The 17,878-nt window shown below is 66.6% G+C and carries 17 protein-coding genes; 11 read left to right on the top strand and 6 right to left on the bottom strand.

The window, feature by feature from the left end:
* Positions 1-32: 32 nt before the first annotated feature.
* Both ACQY72_RS00785 and ACQY72_RS00790 read right to left on the bottom strand, forming a co-directional pair.
* Positions 33-1,358 carry a glycoside hydrolase family 30 protein gene (locus tag ACQY72_RS00785; RefSeq protein ID WP_428155036.1) on the bottom strand — a complete coding sequence of 442 codons (1,326 nt, stop codon included), beginning with the start codon at positions 1,356-1,358 and terminating at the stop codon, positions 33-35.
* 219 nt (positions 1,359-1,577) lie between these two features.
* Positions 1,578-2,639: a LacI family DNA-binding transcriptional regulator gene (locus tag ACQY72_RS00790; RefSeq protein WP_428155037.1), complete on the bottom strand. Its 1,062-nt coding sequence runs from the start codon at positions 2,637-2,639 to the stop codon at positions 1,578-1,580.
* On the opposite strand from ACQY72_RS00790, the gene ACQY72_RS00795 reads away from it, so the two are divergent.
* Positions 2,617-3,972, top strand: a complete 1,356-nt coding sequence (locus tag ACQY72_RS00795; protein WP_428155039.1) for an MFS transporter — start codon at positions 2,617-2,619, stop codon at positions 3,970-3,972. The genes ACQY72_RS00790 and ACQY72_RS00795 overlap by 23 nt on opposite strands.
* 106 nt (positions 3,973-4,078) lie before the next feature.
* Here the strand turns inward: ACQY72_RS00795 and ACQY72_RS00800 are convergent, their stop codons facing one another.
* Both ACQY72_RS00800 and ACQY72_RS00805 read right to left on the bottom strand, forming a co-directional pair.
* A complete protein-coding gene (locus tag ACQY72_RS00800; RefSeq protein WP_428155041.1) occupies positions 4,079-6,592 on the bottom strand; it encodes an ABC transporter permease in 2,514 nt (837 codons plus the stop codon).
* Positions 6,589-7,281, bottom strand: a complete 693-nt coding sequence (locus ACQY72_RS00805) for an ABC transporter ATP-binding protein (RefSeq protein WP_428155042.1) — start codon at positions 7,279-7,281, stop codon at positions 6,589-6,591. The genes ACQY72_RS00800 and ACQY72_RS00805 overlap by 4 nt, the downstream gene beginning before the upstream one ends.
* A gap of 240 nt (positions 7,282-7,521) precedes the next feature.
* Between ACQY72_RS00805 and ACQY72_RS00810 the strand changes: the two genes are divergently transcribed.
* Complete coding sequence (locus ACQY72_RS00810; protein ID WP_428155044.1) at positions 7,522-8,061, top strand: arylesterase; 540 nt, start codon at positions 7,522-7,524, stop codon at positions 8,059-8,061.
* A 503-nt stretch (positions 8,062-8,564) separates the two neighbouring features.
* Here the strand turns inward: ACQY72_RS00810 and ACQY72_RS00815 are convergent.
* Positions 8,565-8,702 carry a hypothetical protein gene (locus ACQY72_RS00815; protein ID WP_428155045.1) on the bottom strand — a complete coding sequence of 46 codons (138 nt, stop codon included), beginning with the start codon at positions 8,700-8,702 and terminating at the stop codon, positions 8,565-8,567.
* A gap of 244 nt (positions 8,703-8,946) precedes the next feature.
* Between ACQY72_RS00815 and ACQY72_RS00820 the strand changes: the two genes are divergently transcribed.
* The 4 genes from ACQY72_RS00820 (at position 8,947) to ACQY72_RS00835 (ending at position 12,230) form a co-directional block, all read left to right on the top strand.
* Positions 8,947-9,087 (top strand): hypothetical protein, encoded by a 141-nt coding sequence (locus tag ACQY72_RS00820; RefSeq protein ID WP_167762578.1) that lies wholly within the window; start codon positions 8,947-8,949, stop codon positions 9,085-9,087.
* Positions 9,088-9,153: 66 nt separating this feature from the next.
* Positions 9,154-10,524, top strand: coding sequence for a class II 3-deoxy-7-phosphoheptulonate synthase (locus ACQY72_RS00825; RefSeq protein ID WP_428155047.1), 1,371 nt, complete (start codon positions 9,154-9,156; stop codon positions 10,522-10,524).
* 90 nt (positions 10,525-10,614) lie between these two features.
* Positions 10,615-11,190 (top strand): prephenate dehydratase domain-containing protein, encoded by a 576-nt coding sequence (locus ACQY72_RS00830; protein ID WP_428155049.1) that lies wholly within the window; start codon positions 10,615-10,617, stop codon positions 11,188-11,190.
* Positions 11,191-11,471: 281 nt separating this feature from the next.
* The gene (locus ACQY72_RS00835; RefSeq protein ID WP_428155050.1) at positions 11,472-12,230 is read left to right on the top strand and encodes a chorismate mutase; all 759 of its coding nucleotides are present in this window, start codon (positions 11,472-11,474) and stop codon (positions 12,228-12,230) included.
* 441 nt (positions 12,231-12,671) lie between these two features.
* Here ACQY72_RS00835 and panC read toward each other — a convergent pair whose 3' ends face one another.
* Positions 12,672-13,532 (bottom strand): pantoate--beta-alanine ligase, encoded by an 861-nt coding sequence (panC, locus tag ACQY72_RS00840; protein ID WP_428155052.1) that lies wholly within the window; start codon positions 13,530-13,532, stop codon positions 12,672-12,674.
* Between the two features lie 75 nt (positions 13,533-13,607).
* Here panC and ACQY72_RS00845 point away from each other — a divergent pair, with 75 nt between their 5' ends.
* From ACQY72_RS00845 to ACQY72_RS00865, 5 genes are all read left to right on the top strand, one after another.
* A complete protein-coding gene (locus tag ACQY72_RS00845; protein ID WP_428155054.1) occupies positions 13,608-14,276 on the top strand; it encodes an SPOR domain-containing protein in 669 nt (222 codons plus the stop codon).
* Positions 14,277-14,405: 129 nt separating this feature from the next.
* Positions 14,406-15,242, top strand: coding sequence for a division plane positioning ATPase MipZ (locus ACQY72_RS00850; RefSeq protein WP_159850939.1), 837 nt, complete (start codon positions 14,406-14,408; stop codon positions 15,240-15,242).
* 7 nt (positions 15,243-15,249) lie between these two features.
* On the top strand, positions 15,250-15,678 hold the full coding sequence (locus ACQY72_RS00855) for a J domain-containing protein (RefSeq protein ID WP_428155056.1): 429 nt from the start codon (positions 15,250-15,252) through the stop codon (positions 15,676-15,678).
* A gap of 83 nt (positions 15,679-15,761) precedes the next feature.
* Positions 15,762-16,457, top strand: a complete 696-nt coding sequence (locus ACQY72_RS00860; RefSeq protein ID WP_428155058.1) for a YceI family protein — start codon at positions 15,762-15,764, stop codon at positions 16,455-16,457.
* A 65-nt stretch (positions 16,458-16,522) separates the two neighbouring features.
* Positions 16,523-17,821 (top strand): cytochrome b/b6 domain-containing protein, encoded by a 1,299-nt coding sequence (locus ACQY72_RS00865; RefSeq protein WP_428155059.1) that lies wholly within the window; start codon positions 16,523-16,525, stop codon positions 17,819-17,821.
* The last annotated feature ends 57 nt before the right edge of the window (positions 17,822-17,878 follow it).

Here is a 17,878-nt window from a genome sequence, read left to right on the forward strand (position 1 = left end):
TACGTTCCGCAATGACGGAACTCAGATCGCGGCTAATTCCGAGGTCGTGACCACACATAGGTCGCGGCGGTGCGCGCGGGCAGTTCGGCGGCGGCGCGTCGCGATCCTTCAGCGATGTCGAATCCGACGGGCTGGGCGCCCTCGTTCAGAAGGATCAAGACGCGTCGCCCGTCGGGATTGATGAAGGCCACGCCTTGAAGGCCGTCGGGTTCGACCGAGGCGATCCGCACCGCCCCCGGCAGGACGAAACGGCTGGCGTGACCAAAGGCGTAATATTCCTGGTTCCGTTCGACGGCCCCCGTCTTCTGGTCGATGGTGACGACGCCCCGACAGTCGCCGCAGCCGCCGGCGTGGGGGCCGTGGGTCTCGTCCAACGCCAGGTTCCACATCAGGACGCCGCGCGCCCACTGTTCCGTTGAGCCGATGATCAGGTTCTTCATCATCCAGCTGAAGCTTTCCGAGAAGCCCGCCGCCCACTCCCCGCCCGAACATTCGGTGAAGAAGACATCCTTGTCCGGGTGGGCCGCCCGCACCTGACCCTGGGCGGAGACATCGCCCGCATAACAATGCCAGGCGACGCCGGTGACATGGGCCGCCGCGACGGGGTCCGCCAGGACGCCCAGAGGCTGTTCGGGCTTGTCCCAGTTGTGATCCCAGTCGAGAATCTTGGCGTCGAATTTCGCCGCAGCCAGCGCGGGCCCGAGATGGCCGCCGATGAAGGCGGCCCGCCCTTGCGGCCCCCAACGCATGCCGGGGTAGGTGTCGGGTTCGAAATCAGGCTCATTCTGAATGCTCAGATAGTCGGTCGGCACGCCGTGATCCGCCGCCGATCGGATGTAGCGCAGCCAATAGTCGGCATAGGTCGAATAATATTCGGGTTTCAGCTGGCCCTGGATCAGCGAGCCGTTGGTCTTCATCCAGGCCGGCGCGCTCCATGGCGAGGCCATCACCTTGAGGTCGGGGTTGATCGCCAAGGCTTGGCGGACGGTCGGAAATACGTAGTCTTCCATCCGCCGCGTCGAAAATCCCGCCAGGGTCGGGTCGGGTTGATCGGCGAGACTGTAATGATCCAGCGAAAAGTCTGAGGCGCCGACGGTCACGCGGGTGAAGCTGAAGCCAAGACCGCCGTCGCGGCGGCCGAACAGTTCGCGCATCAGGGCGTCGCGCGCTGGGGGCGCCAACCGTGTCTGTATCAGCCAGGCCGAGGAGTCCGTGATCGATGCGCCGAACCCGACCATCGTCTGATAGCGCCGATCCGTATCGATGGTGACGACGGGACGGCCGGTCTCCGGCGGCATGGTTGAGAAGACAACGGAGGGCTGCTCGCTCAGCAGTCGGCTGCGATCGCCCGACGTCATCCAAACCTGCGCGGCGTTTGTCTGCGCATCCGGGAGGGTGGAGCAGGCGCTGAGCAGAAAGGCGGTCGCGGCGCTTGCGAGCGCGTAACGACCAAATGGCCAGGTTTTCATTTCGACATCTCCCATTGTCCCACGTCGGGGGCGGCGCCGCCGTAGACCGGGGCTGCCTGAACTCCTCAATTGGGAGCGCTTCCAAGACACGCGCTGCGCGTTCGACTGTCAAGTGTTCCTGGTGGACATCAGGGAAGATATTCGTCCTGCCGAACCTCTGGCCACCACGGTGTGAGGCAGGGTCATGAACGACCAATCCTCGCCCCCGGCGCCCAATCGCCTGACCAGGGTGAGAACCGCCTGACGCGCCATGTCCTTCAACGGCTGGTGGACAGTGCTGAGTGGCGGCCAGACGATCTGGGATACCGGGGTGTCGTCGAAACCGGTGATCGACAGCTGGCCGGGTACGTCCAGGCCGCGTCCGTGCGCGACGGACAGCGCACCCGCGGCCATGTCATCGTTGGCGCAGATCAGGGCGGTGGGCGGCTCGGCCTGATCCAGTAGTTGGGTCGTCAGCAAACCGCCCGATCGAAAGGTGAAGTCGCCGCGCACGACATCGACGGTCTCCGAACCCAGACCCGCTTCCAGCAGCGCCCGCTTCAATCCGTCGAAGCGACGCTCGGCCGAAAGGTGGCCCGCAATGCCGTTGATGAAGGCGAACCGTTTGTGGCCGAAGTCCAGCAGGTGGCGTGCGATGTCGTAACCGCCGGCCTCATCGTCGATGCCGACCCCGTCCGCGACGGCGAGGCCCGGCCCGCCCGGCGAAATGGTCACGACGTGACACCCCTTTTTACGAATGTCCTGGATCAGGTCCGCGTCGTCGGCGAACGGCGGGGTCAGGATCAGACCCTGACAGCCTTGGGTCGCCACAAGGTCGAGCACCTGACGACGCCGGTCTGGACTGTGCTGTGGCACATGGCGCGTGAGGAGTTGGTAGCCGAGGGCCAGGCATTCGCGCAACGCGCCCAGCTCCAGGGCCGAGGCGTAAAAGGAGTTGGGTTCGGCCTCCAGATCGGACGCCAGGATCAGGGCGAGAATGCCGCCGCCGCCGCCCGCGAGTGATCGCGCCTGGGGGTTCACCCGATAGTTAAGCGCCTCGACCGACGCCAGAACCCGCTGGCGCACCTCGTCGCGCACATTGGGGCCGCCGTTCAACACCCGCGAGACCGTGGTGCGTCCGACATTCGAATGCCGCGCGACGTCGTCGATGGTCGGCTTCTTGGTGGTCAAATCTCGGCTTCCTTTGGACGCACGAACGATGGGCTTGTCGAAGTCGGATTTGCAAGGCCTCGACGACGCGCGGTTCAGGGCGTCATATGCCCTGATGACGCCTCAGACGGAACTGCCGATCGGATCAAGCGGCAGGCTGCGTTCGCGTCGGTTCCTTGTCGGATACGGCGCCGCCCAGGCGGGTGCGTTCATCTGCTTCATTCCGCTGCTCACCTTGTTGTTGCCGATGCGTGCCGAGGCGATCGCCGGGGCGGACAAGGCGGTATTGCTTGGCCAGGCCGCCATGGTCGGCGGCTTGGCGGCTGCGATCGCCAACATCACCTTCGGCGCCTTGAGCGACGGGAAAAACGGTCGGTTTGGACGGCGCAGACCCTGGATTCTGGGCGGTCTGGCCGCCTCGGCGCTGACTTTGGGCCTCATCGGCGCGGCGACGACGCCCGCATCGTTGATCCTTGCGGTCGTGGCGTTTCAATTTGCGATCAACGCCCTTTATGCGCCCTTCACGGCCCTGGTGCCCGACATGGTGCCAGATCGACAGAAGGGCGCGACGTCGGCGCTGACCAGCCTGGCTCTTCCAATCGCGAGCATCTTCACCGCCGTCGTAGTGGTAGGCTTGGCCGGATCCATACGCGCCCAGATTTTCGCCATCGTCTCGGCTGCTTTAATCCTGATCCTGCCCTTCGCCCTGACGCTGCGAGAACCGATCGTCAAAGCGATGGGAAGGCCGAGATGGCGCCTGTCCTTGGCGGCATTCAAGGATATCAAGTTCTCGCTGGCGTTCGCCTCGCGTCTGCTGACCGAGAGCGGCGTCGCCATCAACACCCTGTTCCTGTTCTTCCTCGTCCAGGGACAGTCCGAAGTGGCACGGCCATGGGCCTGGTCCGACCTTGAGATGTTTTCGGCGCTCCTTCTGACATCGACCGTCACGTCGACCCTGGGTGGGCTGACATCGGGCTTCCTGTCGGACCGGGTGGGGCGGCGCGCACCCTTTGTCATCGCGGGAGGGATCGGCATGGCGGCCGGTCTAGGCCTTCTGGCCTATGGCGCGGACGGCGTCGGCCTGCTGTTGGCGCAAACCGTGTTCGGCCTCGCCCACGGCGTCCATGCCGGGTCGGTGTCGGCGATGACCGCAGAGATATTGCCAGATCCGGTTCATGCCGGTCGGGATCTGGGGCTCATGAACCTCGCGATCGCCCTGCCGCAAGGTGTAGCGCCGGCCGTCGCAGCCATTGTCCTCACTGCCGGTATGCCGCTCACGACGGTTTTCGGCCTGGCGGGACTGGGCGTCATCGCCGCAGCAGCGATCTTGGCGCCGTTGGTGCGGACTGTGTGAGGTCAGGTGTCCAGTTATGCGCCGTCCGTACGCCACTTGGAGATTATTCGTATAATGCGTTTCCTGCGCTCGCCGATGGCGGCGGGAAGCGTGGGCGCTGTTGCTGTCAGTCCGATCTGAGCACAGGCGCAGGCCGCCGCGATAGGGCGTGAAGTGCGGCCAAGCCGCCGCCCAGGGCCGCAATCCCCGTTGCGCCGGTCAGCAGGAGGAGGACGCCGGTCCAGTCCATGCTCCATGTGGCCTTGAAGGCGAGGGTCACGACAGGCCAGGCGCCGGCTGCTCCAAGCAACAGGCCGGCGAGGCCGGCGATGGCGCCGACCAGACTGTATTCCACGAGGTAGGCGGTCAGGATCTGGGCGTGTGAGCCGCCCAGCACCTTGAGGACGGCCGCCTCGCGCGCCCGTTCGCGCACGCCTGCGGCGATGGCGCCGACCAGAACGAGCAGGCCGGCGAGACCGGCGACGGCCGCGGCCCCGCGGATAGCCAGGGCGAGACGGTCGAACAGGGTGGCGGCGGCCTCAAGCTGTTCGCGGACGCTGATGATGTTCACCTCGCGGAAGTCTGCGCCAAGCGTCTGGGTGATGGCCCTTTCCTCGGCGGGGCTGGCGCGGGCGATGGCGACGCTGCGGGGATTGGCGCCTTCGATGGCGGCGGCGTTGAGCACGAGCAGGAAGTTGGTCCCGAACCCGCCCGGCTCGGTCCGGCGAAGGGCGGCGATGCGGACGTCCATCTCTCGACCCAGCAGTTGCAGGGTCAGGCTGTCGCCGACCTTGAGGTCGGCGGCCTTGGCCAGATCCTGCGAAAGGGCGATCTGTGGCGGACCCGCGTAGTCGGCCGCCCACCACCGGCCGGAGACGAGGTTCGCATCGTCCGGCGCGCCGGCGAGCGCGGTCAGGAGAATGTCCTGGTCGAAGGCCCAGCGTTCGTCCTGAGGCAGGGCCTCTGGATCGACGGGCGCGCCTTTCAACCGCACGATCCGCCCCGTGAGGAGCGGAAGGCGCCGGTAGCGGTCCGGTCCTGGGTTGGACATCACTTTCGCCACCGCCGCATCGAACGCCGCGCCGCGATCGGCGGGGATTTCTGTGAAGACCACGGACGGGGCCGATCGCGGGGCGACCTCGGTGATCTGGCCGAGCAGGCTGGACTGAATGAGGACGACCATGGCCAGAAGCGCGACGCCCAGGCCGATGGCGGGCGAGGCCGTGCGCGCCGCCGAGCGGGGGCCGGCGAGGTTGGCCAGCCCCAGGCGCACCGCGCCGCCGACGTGTCGTCTCAGGCGTCCGGCCAGGGCGGCGGCCGTCCGGCCGAGCAGCCAGAGAAGGGCGAAGGCGACGACCGTGCCGCCGATCAATGCGGCCGCTGCAAGCTTCGACGGCGCCGTCCACAAGGCCAGGCCCGCCAGTCCGATCGCGGCCAGCACGGCGAAGATCAGTTCGACGCCAAGCACGGGCCGTTCGTTGAGCTGGCGACGGAACAGGGCCGAGGGCGGCGTCGCACGGGCGCGGGCCAGGGGCGCGAGGGCGAAGGCGGTGGCCGCCAGAAGGCCGAAAGCCCCGGCCTTGACCAGCGGCGCGGGATAGACGGCGAACAGGGCGGGGATGGGCAGGCTGTCCTTCGCCAGCACGCCGATGACGAGCGGCACGACGGCGCCGATCACGAGACCAATGGCGACCCCGACGGCGGCCAGCACGCCGATCTGGATCAGATAGATGTCGCGGATCAGCCCACCCTCTGCACCCAGAGCCTTCAGCGTCGCGATAGACGGCTTGCGGCCTTCCAGATAGGCCGAGACGGCGCCTCCGACGCCGAGCCCGCCGGCCACGAGAGACGCCAGGCCGATGAAGCCGAGGAAATATTCGAGCTGATCGATCAGTCGTCCGGCGCCGGCGGCCGCTTCGGACCGATCCCGGGCTTCGAGCCGACCCTGCGGAAACCGTTTCTCTATGGCCGCGATGGCGGCCTTGGGATCGACGTCGGCGGGAAGGGCGATGCGCACCGCCTCGCCGAACAGGCCGCCGGGGGCGAGCAGGCCGGCCCGCTCGATGGCGGGGACGGTCGTCACCACACGAGGGCCGAGCGCAAAGCCCCGGCCCAGCCGGTCGGGTTCGGCCAGAAGAACGGCTCTCGCCACGAACGGCGTCCCGCCCACGGTGAAGGTGTCGCCGAGCCTGAGGGCGAGGCGATCCAGCAGGCCCTGTTCGACGACGGCGCCCGCGATGCTGTTCTCGACACGCAAGGCCGTAGCCAGATCGGGCGCGCCGGACAGTTCGACCGCGCCGACCAGGGGATAGGCGGCGTCGACCCCGCGCATGTCCACCAGGCGACGTTGGCCGCCGGCGGTCTCGGCCATGCCGTTGGCCCGCACCGAATAGGCGACGGGCCCCAGAGCGGCGAAGGCGGCGCGCTGGTCAGGGCTGAACCGGCCCTGGTCGAGGCTGAAGACGACGTCTCCGCCGAGGATCTCCCGCGCCTGACTGGCCAGCCCCTGGCGGAAGGCCTCGGCGGTGGAGCCCGAGGCGGCGATCGCCGCCACGCCCAGGGCCAGACAGGCCAGGAAGATGCGGAACCCCGCAATCCCGGAGCGGAGCTCGCGGCGGGCGAAGCGGAAGGCGAGCCTCATGCGGAGACCTGCGACGGGGCGACGACCTGGCCGTCGCGCATCGTCACGATCCGGTCCGCGCGCGCGGCGAGACGGTCGTCATGGGTCACCAGGATTAGGGCCGCGCCGCTGTCGCGCACGAGATCGAACAGCAGGTCGGCGACCAGGGCGCCGTTGGTCCCGTCCAGATTGCCGGTCGGCTCGTCGGCGAACAGGAGTTCCGGCCCGACGGCCAGGGCGCGGGCCAGGGCCACGCGCTGCTGCTCGCCGCCCGACATCTGGTGGGGATAGTGCGACCGCCGGGCGCCGAGGCCGACCCGCTCCAGCCAGGCGCGCGCCTGCGTGACCGCATCAGCCCGGTGGGCCAGCTCCAGCGGCGCGGATACATTTTCCTCGGCCGTCATATTGGGAAGGAGGTGAAAGCTCTGAAACACCAGGGCGGCGCGACCGCGACGCAGACGGGCGCGGCCGTCCTCACCCAGAGCGGCCAGGTCCTGATCGAACAGCATCGCCCGGCCGCGGGTCGGCGTCTCCAGCCCGGCGGCTATGGAAATCAGCGACGACTTGCCCGACCCGGAGGGGCCGACGATGGCGACCGTCTCTTCCGGCGCCACGACCAGATCCACGCTCCGAAGGATTTCCACAGGTCCTGCGGCCGAGGGCAGGGTGAGGACGACGCCGTCGAGGACGAGCGGAGCGGCTGAAGCCATCGATATGTCGTTTGCTGCATTGGGAGGAGGAAGGTCGGTCCCTATATGGGTGCGCAGATCATGACTCCAAAGCCCTCATCGCCCACGCCATTCCTGCCTCGCCGCACGCTCCTGACCGGAGGGCTGGGGCTGATGCTTGCCGGATGCAGTCCGTCGAAGGACGACGCGTCAAAGGCGCCGGCCACGCCCGCGACTTCGGCATCGCCTGCGGCTGCGAGTTCGGATGCGCCGGAGAAGATCGTGACCCTTCTGGGGGATTCCATCACGGCCGGTTTCGGGCTGCCTTCGGCCGAGGCCCTGCCCGTGCGGCTCGAAGAGGCGTTGCGTGCAAAGGGGCTCAGGGTCAGGGTTCGCGGGGCCGGGGTGTCGGGCGATACGACCGGCGGCGGGCTGGCCCGTGTCGGCTACAGCGTTCAGGACGACACCGATCTGTGCATCGTCGCCCTGGGGGGCAACGACATGTTGCAGGGCGTGGATCCGGCGACCGTCCGCGCCAATCTGCAGGCCATCATCGAATCGCTGAAGGCGCGCGACATTCCCGTCCTGCTGGCGGGGATGAAGGCGCCGCCGCAGTACGGCGCCTATGCCGCCGAGTTCGACCGTATTTTTGTGGATCTAGCGCGCAAGGACGATGTCGCGGCCTATCCCTTCCTGCTGGAAGGCGTGGCGCTGGATCGTCGTTATAACCAGCCGGACGGCATCCATCCCAACGCCCAGGGGGTGCGCATCATCGCCGAAGGTCTGGCGCCGGTCGTGGCGACCACACTGTCTGGCGGCTAGGGAGGCGGCGAAGGTCATGGGATCGCCCTTGAACCCCCGTTCGACCATCGCCATCTCGGATCTGCCCTTCCTGGGCGTTTCCTCCCAAATCGACTTCCGGCCTCGTCGCCCTGTGTGACGGGGCTGATTTTTGTCCGGAACGATCTCCTGTCCGAGCGCGCCATGCCCAAAGCCAACGACACAGTCCATCTACGCTTCACGCTTAAGGGCGAGAGCGGCCGGCCCGTTCTGGCAGACGAATGCAACGGTCGCCTCGCTCGGCAGCGGAACCGCGCTGCTCGATGGTCTGGATCGCCAGATCGCCGCGCGGATCGCCGACTTTCGCCGGGCCGGGCAGGGCCGCTGGACCCTCGACTTCGAGGTGCGGTCGAGGCCCTAGGTGTTTAGGACAAGTAGACAGAGTCTGATGTGAAGCGGTCAGGCGGTTCCACTTGAACCCAGCCTTGCATCGCTCAGTCCTGCGGCCATTGGTCCATGAAAGATACGGTAAGCCAGGGCGAAGATTAGATCATCACGCCGATCTCCGGCGTGGTGGTGGGGATTTGGATCTGGTCGATGAGCCTGCCGCCGACGTCCGCGACGCCGCAGATGAATTTGGCGCCGCCGGCCTCGACGCCGCCCAGCAGGATGGGTTGGGTCATTGTGGCTCGCCTATTGGGTGCGACGAAGGTTCGCGGGACTGAACGCGGAGTGCTTTAAGGCGTTTATCGGCCATGATCCTTCTTGCTCGCATATTGATCACGCTGGACGCCACGACGAAGATTCTGACCCGCAAGGAACGGCTGCTCTGACGAGCAATCCGTGCGCGGCAGGATTTGGCGATTGCGTTGAACGCGATGCATCGCCACCTTCACCGCCAGACTAGGACATGAGACGAGGACGCCAATGGCCCGCAAACCCAACTACAGCTTCGAGCGTCAGGAACGCGACCGCGCGGCAGCCATAAAGGCGGCCGAGAAGGCGGCGGCCAAGGCCGAACGCAAGGCCGAAACCGCGACCGAAAAGGCGCCGCCCGCCGAAGACTGACGCTTTGCGGCAAAATCCATCCGTCTTTTCGTTGTTTGGACAGACGCAAAGTCCTATTCTTGCACGATGACACGCTGGACCCCCGAAAGCTGGAGAACAAAGACCGCCCTGCACATGCCGGCGGACTATCCAGATCCCAAAGCCCTCGCCGTCGTCGAGGACGAGCTGCGCGCCCTGCCGCCGCTCGTCTTCGCCGGCGAGGCCCGCCGCCTGACGTCGAAACTGGCCCAGGTGGAGCGTGGCGAGGCCTTTTTGCTCCAGGGCGGGGACTGCGCCGAGAGCTTCAAGGAGTTCTCGACCGACAATATCCGCGACACCTTCCGCCTGATCCTGCAGATGGCTGTGGTGCTGACCTTTGCCGGGCGCAAGCCGGTGGTGAAGGTCGGTCGGATCGCCGGGCAATTCGCCAAGCCGCGTTCGTCGCCGCTGGAGGAGATCGACGGCGTCGAGCTGCCCAGCTATCGCGGCGACATCATCAACGGCATGGGCTTTACGCCGGAAGAGCGCGTGCCCGATCCGCAGCGCCTGATCCGGGCCTATAACCAGTCGGCCTCCACGCTGAACCTGCTGCGGGCCTTCGCCGGCGGCGGCTATGCCGACCTGTACAACATCCATCGCTGGACCCTGGGCTTTGCGGGCGACAACGCCGCCGGCGCCCAGTACCGCGAGCTGGCCGACAAGATCACCGAGGCCCTGGCCTTCATGGAGGCGGTCGGCGTCACGCCCGAAACTCACCCTGACCTTAGTCGCGTCGAGGTCTTCACCAGCCATGAAGCCCTGCTGCTGAATGTCGAGAGCGCCCTGACACGTTTGGACGGCGGGTCCGGCGAATGGTTCGACACCTCGGCGCACATGCTGTGGATCGGCGAACGCACGCGTCAGCTGGACGGATCGCACGTCGAGTTCATGAAGGGGATCAAGAACCCCATCGGCGTGAAGTGCGGGCCGACCATGACGTCCGACGATCTGCTGCCGCTGATCGACGCGCTGAACCCCGACAATGTCTCGGGCCGTCTGACGCTTATCGGCCGCTTCGGTCACGACAAGGTCGGCGAGCGCCTGCCCAAACTGATGCGCGAAGTAAAGGCGTCGGGCCGCAAGGTCATCTGGTCGATTGACCCTATGCACGGCAATACGCTGAAGGCCGGCAACGGCTACAAGACACGGCCGTTCGACCGGATCCTGGGCGAGGTGCGGACCTTCATCGATGTGGCCGAGGCTGAGGGCGTCCATCCTGGCGGCGTTCACTTGGAGATGACTGGCCAGAACGTCACCGAATGCATCGGCGGCGCCCAGGCGGTGACCGAGGACGACCTGTCCAACCGCTATCACACCCACTGCGACCCGCGCCTGAACGCCGACCAGGCGCTGGAGCTGGCCTTCCTGGTGGCTGAGCGGCTGAAGGCCGGGCGGGTGGCGCAGTCGGCGGCGGCCTAGCCGCCGTCAGCGCCCCAAATGTGGGCCGATCCGGTCACGGTGACGCCATCTCTGCAGCGCCAGATCGGGACGATTCCGAGGTAGTGATCGATGGAAGTTGCGGCTCAGATTGACGAAAAACCCGGTCGGGTCGCCTATCAGGGCGCGCCCGGCTCGTTCAGCCACGAGGCCTGTCTGGCCTTGCGGCCATGGGACGAGGCGGTGGCGTTCGAAACCTTCGCCCAGGCTCTGGACGCGCTCAGGGCCGGTGATTGCGGCTGCGCCCTGATCCCTGTCGAGAACTCGACCATCGGCGTCGTCGAGCCGGCGGCCACGCTGGTAGGCGGGCTTGGCGTGGAGCCGGTAGCAGAGGTCTGGCGACCCATCCGTCATGCGCTGATGGCGACGCCGGGCGCGCGGCTGTCGGACATCAAGACGGTCGAAAGCCACCCCATTGCCTTGGCCCAATGCAAAGGCACGCTGGCCGGGCTGAACGTCGAGGTGATCGAGCATTACGACACCGCCGGTGCGGCGCGCGATGTCGCCGAAGCGGCCGATCCGACGCGGGCGGCCATCGCCCCGGTCGGCGCGGCCGAGGTCTATGGCCTGTCGATCCTGCGCAACGACTTGCAGGATTCCAGCGATAATCAGACGCGTTTTGTCCTGTTGAGCTTCCCTGAGGGTTGACGGCGCACGGTCTTTGCGTCCTTAAGACCTGCACGGATCGCAAAACGATCCGCATAACCGGAACCGGACCATGTCCCGCGAGCGCGCTCTTTCTGTTTCTTCCGACCGTTCGCGCGCGGTTTCCGGCCTCTATTTCGGCTACGGCTTTTACGGCTTTCGATACGCCGGCTGAGGCGTCGGGCGCACTTCGTCCCTGACCGTCTCACCGGCGACCGCTCTGGATCAGAGCGGCTGTTCGCCCCTGCACATATCGAAATTCAGAATGCCGAAAGCCCAATTCCATGCCCAATTCCACCATCCAGCAAGTGTGGCCTGACATGGCCGACCTGACGCCCGAGCAGCAGGCGCTCGCCGCCCTGCGCGCCGAAATCGACAGCATCGATGACCAGATCCTGGCCCTGTTCGAGCAACGCCTCGCCGTCGCCGCCACCGTGGGCCGCGCCAAGGATGCGCCGACAGGCCCGCATACCAAGCTGCGTCCCGACCGCGAGCAGACCGTGCTGTCGCGTATGCTGAAACAGGCCCAGCCAGAGAACGCCGAGGCGGTCGAGCATCTGTGGCGCGAGATCGTCGGCTGGGGCCTGGCACGCCAAGGCCGGTTGCAGGTCCAGGTGTGGGCGCCCATCGAACCGACCCGCGCCTATGACGGCGCCCGCCTGCGCTTTGGCGCCGCCGCCGACATCAGGATGGTGCGCGATCCGCAAAAGGCCCTGGCATTCGCCGCCGAAGGGCACGGCATCGCGGTGCTGGCGATCAACACCGAGGACGCCTGGTGGATGGGCCTGCGTCGCGAATGGTCGATGCTCAGCGTGTTCGACGGTTACGGCGGCGAGACGCCGACGTCTCTGGCTGTGGGCAAGATCGATCCGCCCGCCCTGCCGAAGGGCCGGCGCGTCGTGGTCACGGCCGGCGGAGACGCGGGGGACGGCGGCGGGGCGCGGCGCTGGGGCCTGAATACGCATCACGGCTGGACCATCGCCTTGACCGACGCCGACCTGGCGCCGGGCGAGGCGGAAGGCTGCGTCGGCGCGATCGGTTAGACCTGTCCGCGTTTGATGGAATCCTTGGGGTCTCGACCGGCGGCTGCTGTGTCACGGTCGCCATCCATCCTTTTCATCTAGGCGAAACCGCATCTTTTCAGCGGCTTGAAGGGTGGGATCGGCTTTTTCCTGAGTCCGATGTCAAACGCGGTTATGATGCCGGCTCGGTCTTTGACATCGCCATCCCTCCACGAGACTTGGACTCGTTGGACTGTTTTTTCCGAGTCCAACTTTCAGACCCGAATTGCACTTTATTGCACAGTGCAATTCGGGATCTGTTGTTTTGTTAAAAGAAAACAATGATCCGCTGCGTCAATTGCACTTCATTGCACCATTTTTCACGCGTGCAATTCGCCGCCCTCCCTGGCGCTGTCGCCGAAACGGCCTGAAGATCGGATCGCAGAAGAGGGCCGTGTCCAGAAACGGATACGGCCCTTCTTTTCAGACGGCCATATTGTCGATCAGCCGCGTCTTGCCCAACCAGGCGGCGGTCAGGATGCGGGCGGGGGCATCGACGATGTCGTTGCGAAACGGCGTCAGATCCTCGGCGTGGCGGATGACGACGTAGTCGACGCGTTCAAACCCGGCTTTCAGGATGGCGGCATAGGCTTCGCGCTCGACGCCGGGCAGGGGGCGACCGCTGGCGGCCTGCACCCCGGCCTCGGCCAGAATGCCGTTCAGACGCCTCGCGGTCTCAAGCTCGGTCTCGGTCAGGTAGCTGTTGCGCGAGGACAGGGCCAGGCCCCAGCCGTCGCGTTCGGTCGGGGCGCCGACGATCTCAACCGGCAGATCCAGATCCCGCACGAAGCGGCGGATGACCATCAGCTGCTGATAGTCCTTCTCGCCGAAGACGGCGACATCGGGCTGGACCTGGTTGAACAGCTTGGTGACGATCAGGGCGACGCCGCCGAACATCTGGGGTCGGAAATCGCCTTCCAGGCCCAGGGCCGGACCGGCCATGGCGATGCTGGTGGCGAAGCCGTCGGGATACATTTCCTCGGCCGAGGGCGCGAACATCAGGTGACAGCCGGCGCCGGCCAGCAGACGCGCGTCTTCTTGCTGTTGTCGGGGATATTTGCCCAGGTCTTCGTGGGCGGCGAACTGGGTCGGATTGACGAAGTTGGAGGCGACGACGCGGTCGGCGCGGCGTGCGGCCTCGCGCACCAGGGTCAGGTGGCCTTCATGCAGGGCGCCCATGGTCGGAACCATGCCGACGCTCAGGCCTTGTCGTTTCCAGTCCCGGACGATCGCACGCAGTTCGGCGACGGTGCGGACGACGGGGAGGGGGGCGGCGTCTATCATTATGAAGCGATTAACCTTTCCGCTTAAGCCTGTTGATGCACCAGACCGCAAAGTCTGGGCTCTAGGGTCGTGCTTATGACGCCCGCAGAAGCGACCCGTCCAGTTCTGATCGCCCTGGCTTGCGTCGGCGGCCTGGCCTTGGCCGGTTGCGGGGCGGTGGACAGCAATCCGCATCGCTTCAGCGCGATGGCCGAGAACGTCGCCGCGATCGACATTCCGTTGAAGGCCGACAGCCGACACCGAACCGCCGAACAAGCCGGCCTACGTCCCGCCCGGTTTACGCCGGTCAAGGTCGCCGTGATGGACCCCCACGCCATGTGGGATGCGCGCGACGCCCAGGCCGGCATTCGTCACGATGCTAAGGATACGGGTTTGCGCGACGCCGTCATCCGCGTCACCCAGCCCGTGGTCCAGGCGGCGGCGCCCGCCGTCGTCAAGGCCGCAGCGGACGAGGCGGTCGCGCGGATCCAGGCGCCCCTGTTGCGTCCCGCCAGCCTGAGTGTTCCGACCCAGGGGCGCACGATCCAACTCGGAGCCTATTCCAGTCCCGCCGGCGCGCAACAGGCGTGGGCGCGGCTGAGGGCCAAATCCGATCTGTCGGGCCTGTCGCCGGTGTTCGAAGAGGTTCAGGTCAATGGTCGCAGCCTGACGCGGCTGAAGGTCGGGCCGGTCTCGACCGAAACCGCCGCCGCCGTATGCCGATCTGCCGATGTCGCGGACGCATGGTGCGCGCGCAACAGCTGAGGACCGCCCGCTCGCCGTCCACAGGTCTGCGTTAAGGTTCCGTTGACGTTTGCGGCGCGGAGGCCGAATCTCGCCGGACCTAGGACCACGCAGCTTGAGTCGCGTGGTCGGCACAGAGGATTCCCTCGAATGACGCAGCCGCATGTGATCGTCCTCGGCAACGAAAAGGGCGGGGCGGGCAAGTCCACCCTGGCCATCCACATCGTGACCGGCATGCTGCATGCCGGTCGGACGGTGGCGATCATCGACCTGGACCTGCGCCAGCGGTCGATGCAGCGTTTCTTCCACAATCGCCTGGCCTGGCTGGCCGCGAACGGCCAGACGCTGCCTCAGCCCTTCATCCCCGACATGGGCGACGGCAAGGCCCTGGCCAAGGCGGATGTCGCCGAACAGATCGCCGTATTCGAGCGCGCCTTCGATGAGGCGGCGGCGCAGGGCGTGGACTGCATCCTTATCGATACGCCGGGCGGCGACACGGCCGTTTCGAACGCCGCCCACGCCCGCGCCGACCAGATCGTGACGCCGATGAACGACAGTTTCGTCGACTTCGACCTGCTGGGCGACGTCGATCCGGTGACGCTGGATCTGCTGAAGCCGTCGATCTATTCCGAGAGCGTCTGGGAGGCGCGCAAGCAGCGGGCCATCGCCCAGGGGCGTCACGCCACCATCGACTGGCTGGTGGTCACCAACCGCCTGGCCGTCGCCGAGGCGCGCAACCGCAAACGTCTGGAAGAGCGGATGAACAAGCTGGCCAAACGGGTCGGCTTCCGCGTCGGGCCGGGTCTGCGCGACCGGGTCATCTATCGCGAGCTGTTCCCGTTCGGCCTGACGGTGGCGGACCTGTCGAACGACATCCGGCCGGTGGCGGTGTCGCTGGCCCACGTCGCCGCGCGCCAGGAAATGCGCAACCTGATGAAGGCGATGGGGCTGGAACAGGCGCTCAGCCCTTTGGACGTGGCGGCCTGATTTCTCCATGGGCCTGATCTGGCTGGCCTTGGCGGCGATCGCCGTCTGGGCGCTGGTGCGACTGGGCCGGCAGACCGAGCGACGCGGACGGGCGCACTGGCGTGTCACGGCGACCCTGCTGGGGGCGGTCATGCTGGCCAGCGGCGCCCTGGCGGCGTTTCGCGGGTCGTGGCTGGCGGCGGCGGTCCTGGCGGGGGCGGGTCTCTATCTGGCCTGGTCCTCGCGCATCCGGCCCGTGATCCGATCCGAACCGATTAGCGAAGCCGACGCCCGCGCCGTTCTGGGCGTCAGGCCTGGCGCGAGCGAGGCCGAAGTTCGCGCGGCGTGGAAACGGGCCATGTCGCGCGCCCACCCCGATCAGGGCGGCACAGAAGGCCTGGCCATCCGCGTCAATGCGGCGCGGGATCGACTACTGAGCAAGACCGGACGCAGTTGAATCTTTCATCAGAAACAGAAACTGTTGCAAAACAAATCTAGCTGACCTAGTGCGGGTCGTCATTTGTTCAACGGAGTTTCTGGATGAAGATCGCACACATCGCGGCCTTGTCGGCCTTGGCCCTGCTGGCGGCCTGCAACAAGCCGGGCGAGGCGCCCGCTGCGCCGGCCGCCCAGACGGAAACGCCCGTGACGCTGAAAGCTCCGGCCGGCGTCTATACCCTGGATCCGACCCACGCGACGCTGCAGTGGTCGCTGCTACACAACACGATTTCTCATTACACGGCGCGGTTCGACAAGTTCGAGGCCGAGCTGACGCTGGACCCGGCCAATCTGGAAAACTCCAGGATCACGGCGAACATCGATCCGACCTCGGTCAGCGCCGCCTATCCGGCCGACTATCAGGCGTCGCACGGCGGTTCCGGCTTCACCAGCTGGGACGACGACATGGCGAACAGCCCCAAATTCCTGAACGCCAAGGCTTTCCCCGCGATCACCTTTACATCGACGGCGGTGGAAAAGACGGGCGCGCGGACGGCCAAGGTGACCGGCAATCTGACCTTCCTGGGTCAGACCCATCCGGTGACATTGGACGCTACGTTCAATGGCGAGATCGAGCGTCATCCGTTTGCCCAGGTTCCTGCCGTCGGTTTCGCGGCCGAGGGCAAGTTCAAGCGCTCCGACTTCGGCATGGCGGTCGGCCCCGTGGGCGACGAGGTGACGATCCGCTTCGACGGCGAGTTCATCCAGAAGGTCGCCCCGGCTGCTCCGGCGAACTGACTAGACCCAAAGGGCGGCGGATCGATCCACCGCCCTTTTTTGCAATCGAACGATCAGAAGTCTTCATGTCGAACGCCAACAGCCGCTATTCGCCCGTCGCAATCGCCCTGCATTGGGCCATTGCACTGCTGATCCTGTCGATGATCCCGATGGGGTTGTGGATGACGGCGGCGATCGAACGGCCTGATAGCCAAGCCCTGGCCTACCGAGTATTCCAGGTTCACAAGTCGATCGGCTTCCTGATCCTGGCCCTGACCGTGGTGCGGATCGTCTGGCGGCTGACCCACCGTCCGCCGGCTCTGCCGGGCGGGATGAAGCGGTGGGAGGCGTTCGCCGCCGGGGCGACGCATGTGGCCTTCTACGTCCTGCTGCTGGCTCTCCCGCTGACCGGCTGGCTCTATGTCTCGGCTGGTTGGGCCGTATCTCAGGATCGGGCGCTGGAGGTGGCGACCAGCTGGTTCGGCCTGTTCCCGATCCCCCATCTGCCGGGCGTTGCCGAACTGTCGATCCAGGCGCGACGCGCATTGGCGTTCCAGGCCATGGGTGCGCATTCGATGATGGCGTGGGGCGCGGTCATCCTGATCGCGCTGCATGTCGGGGCGGCGTTGAAGCATCAGTTCATCGATCGCGATGGCGTGCTCAGCCACATGGTGCCGGGTCTGAGGGGCGGTCATGCGCAGGCTGTGCAGGCGCCGAAGTCGCCTTGGGCCGAGCGGTTGGCGGGCGTCGCCGTCGTGCTGGCCGTGGCCGTCGCGGGCGCGATTGCTGCGCGACCCTATGCCCTGCCGGAGAGCGAGATCGTCACGACGACGGCGCCGGTCCCAGCCTCTGTCGCGGTCGATGCGCCGGTCACGACGGGTACGGCGACGGCCTGGACCGTCGATCCTGCAGCGTCGAGCATCGGCTTCACCGGAACCCATGCAGGCAAGGCTTTCGAAGGCCGTTTTGAGCGCTGGCAAGGCCAGGTCTGGTTCGATCCAGCCGATCTGGCGGGGTCCAAGGCCGTGGTGACGGTCCAGACCGCATCGGCGCGCACGGGCGATCCGACGCAGGAAGGTTCGCTGCAAGGGGCGGAATGGCTGGATCCGACGCAGTATCCGACCGCGCGCTTCGAGGCGACGGCGTTCAAATCTCTCGGCGGCGACCGCTATGAAGCGACGGGGACTCTACGGATTAAGACGACGACGATTCCCGTGGTCCTGCCGTTCCGCTTCGACGAGGCTGGCGGCGTGGCGCGCGTCGAGGGCGCGCTGGAACTTGATCGAACGGCGCTGGACCTAGGCATGGCGTCGGACGCCACGGCCGACTGGGTGTCGAAGATGATCGGGGTGCGGATCGAGGTGTCGGCCCGCCGCGCTCAGTGACCCGCCGCTTGCCCTGACGGAAGTCTGGCCTTACGGGTCCGCGCCTTGATCAATGAT

The organism is Brevundimonas sp., assembly GCF_965279155.1.
In the GTDB taxonomy this organism is placed as follows: Bacteria; Pseudomonadota; Alphaproteobacteria; order Caulobacterales; family Caulobacteraceae; genus Brevundimonas.

Coding starts and splice junctions, on each gene's coding strand:
- ACQY72_RS00785 (WP_428155036.1), bottom strand. CDS start 1,358: ATGACGTCGGGCGATCGCAGCCGACTGCTGAGCGAGCAGCCCTCCGTT.
- ACQY72_RS00795 (WP_428155039.1), top strand. CDS start 2,617: ATGGTCGGCTTCTTGGTGGTCAAATCTCGGCTTCCTTTGGACGCACGA.
- ACQY72_RS00800 (WP_428155041.1), bottom strand. CDS start 6,592: ATGAGGCTCGCCTTCCGCTTCGCCCGCCGCGAGCTCCGCTCCGGGATT.
- ACQY72_RS00805 (WP_428155042.1), bottom strand. CDS start 7,281: ATGGCTTCAGCCGCTCCGCTCGTCCTCGACGGCGTCGTCCTCACCCTG.
- ACQY72_RS00815 (WP_428155045.1), bottom strand. CDS start 8,702: ATGACCCAACCCATCCTGCTGGGCGGCGTCGAGGCCGGCGGCGCCAAA.
- ACQY72_RS00820 (WP_167762578.1), top strand. CDS start 8,947: ATGGCCCGCAAACCCAACTACAGCTTCGAGCGTCAGGAACGCGACCGC.
- ACQY72_RS00825 (WP_428155047.1), top strand. CDS start 9,154: ATGACACGCTGGACCCCCGAAAGCTGGAGAACAAAGACCGCCCTGCAC.
- ACQY72_RS00830 (WP_428155049.1), top strand. CDS start 10,615: ATGGAAGTTGCGGCTCAGATTGACGAAAAACCCGGTCGGGTCGCCTAT.
- ACQY72_RS00835 (WP_428155050.1), top strand. CDS start 11,472: ATGCCCAATTCCACCATCCAGCAAGTGTGGCCTGACATGGCCGACCTG.
- panC (WP_428155052.1), bottom strand. CDS start 13,532: ATGATAGACGCCGCCCCCCTCCCCGTCGTCCGCACCGTCGCCGAACTG.
- ACQY72_RS00845 (WP_428155054.1), top strand. CDS start 13,608: ATGACGCCCGCAGAAGCGACCCGTCCAGTTCTGATCGCCCTGGCTTGC.
- ACQY72_RS00850 (WP_159850939.1), top strand. CDS start 14,406: ATGACGCAGCCGCATGTGATCGTCCTCGGCAACGAAAAGGGCGGGGCG.
- ACQY72_RS00855 (WP_428155056.1), top strand. CDS start 15,250: ATGGGCCTGATCTGGCTGGCCTTGGCGGCGATCGCCGTCTGGGCGCTG.
- ACQY72_RS00860 (WP_428155058.1), top strand. CDS start 15,762: ATGAAGATCGCACACATCGCGGCCTTGTCGGCCTTGGCCCTGCTGGCG.
- ACQY72_RS00865 (WP_428155059.1), top strand. CDS start 16,523: ATGTCGAACGCCAACAGCCGCTATTCGCCCGTCGCAATCGCCCTGCAT.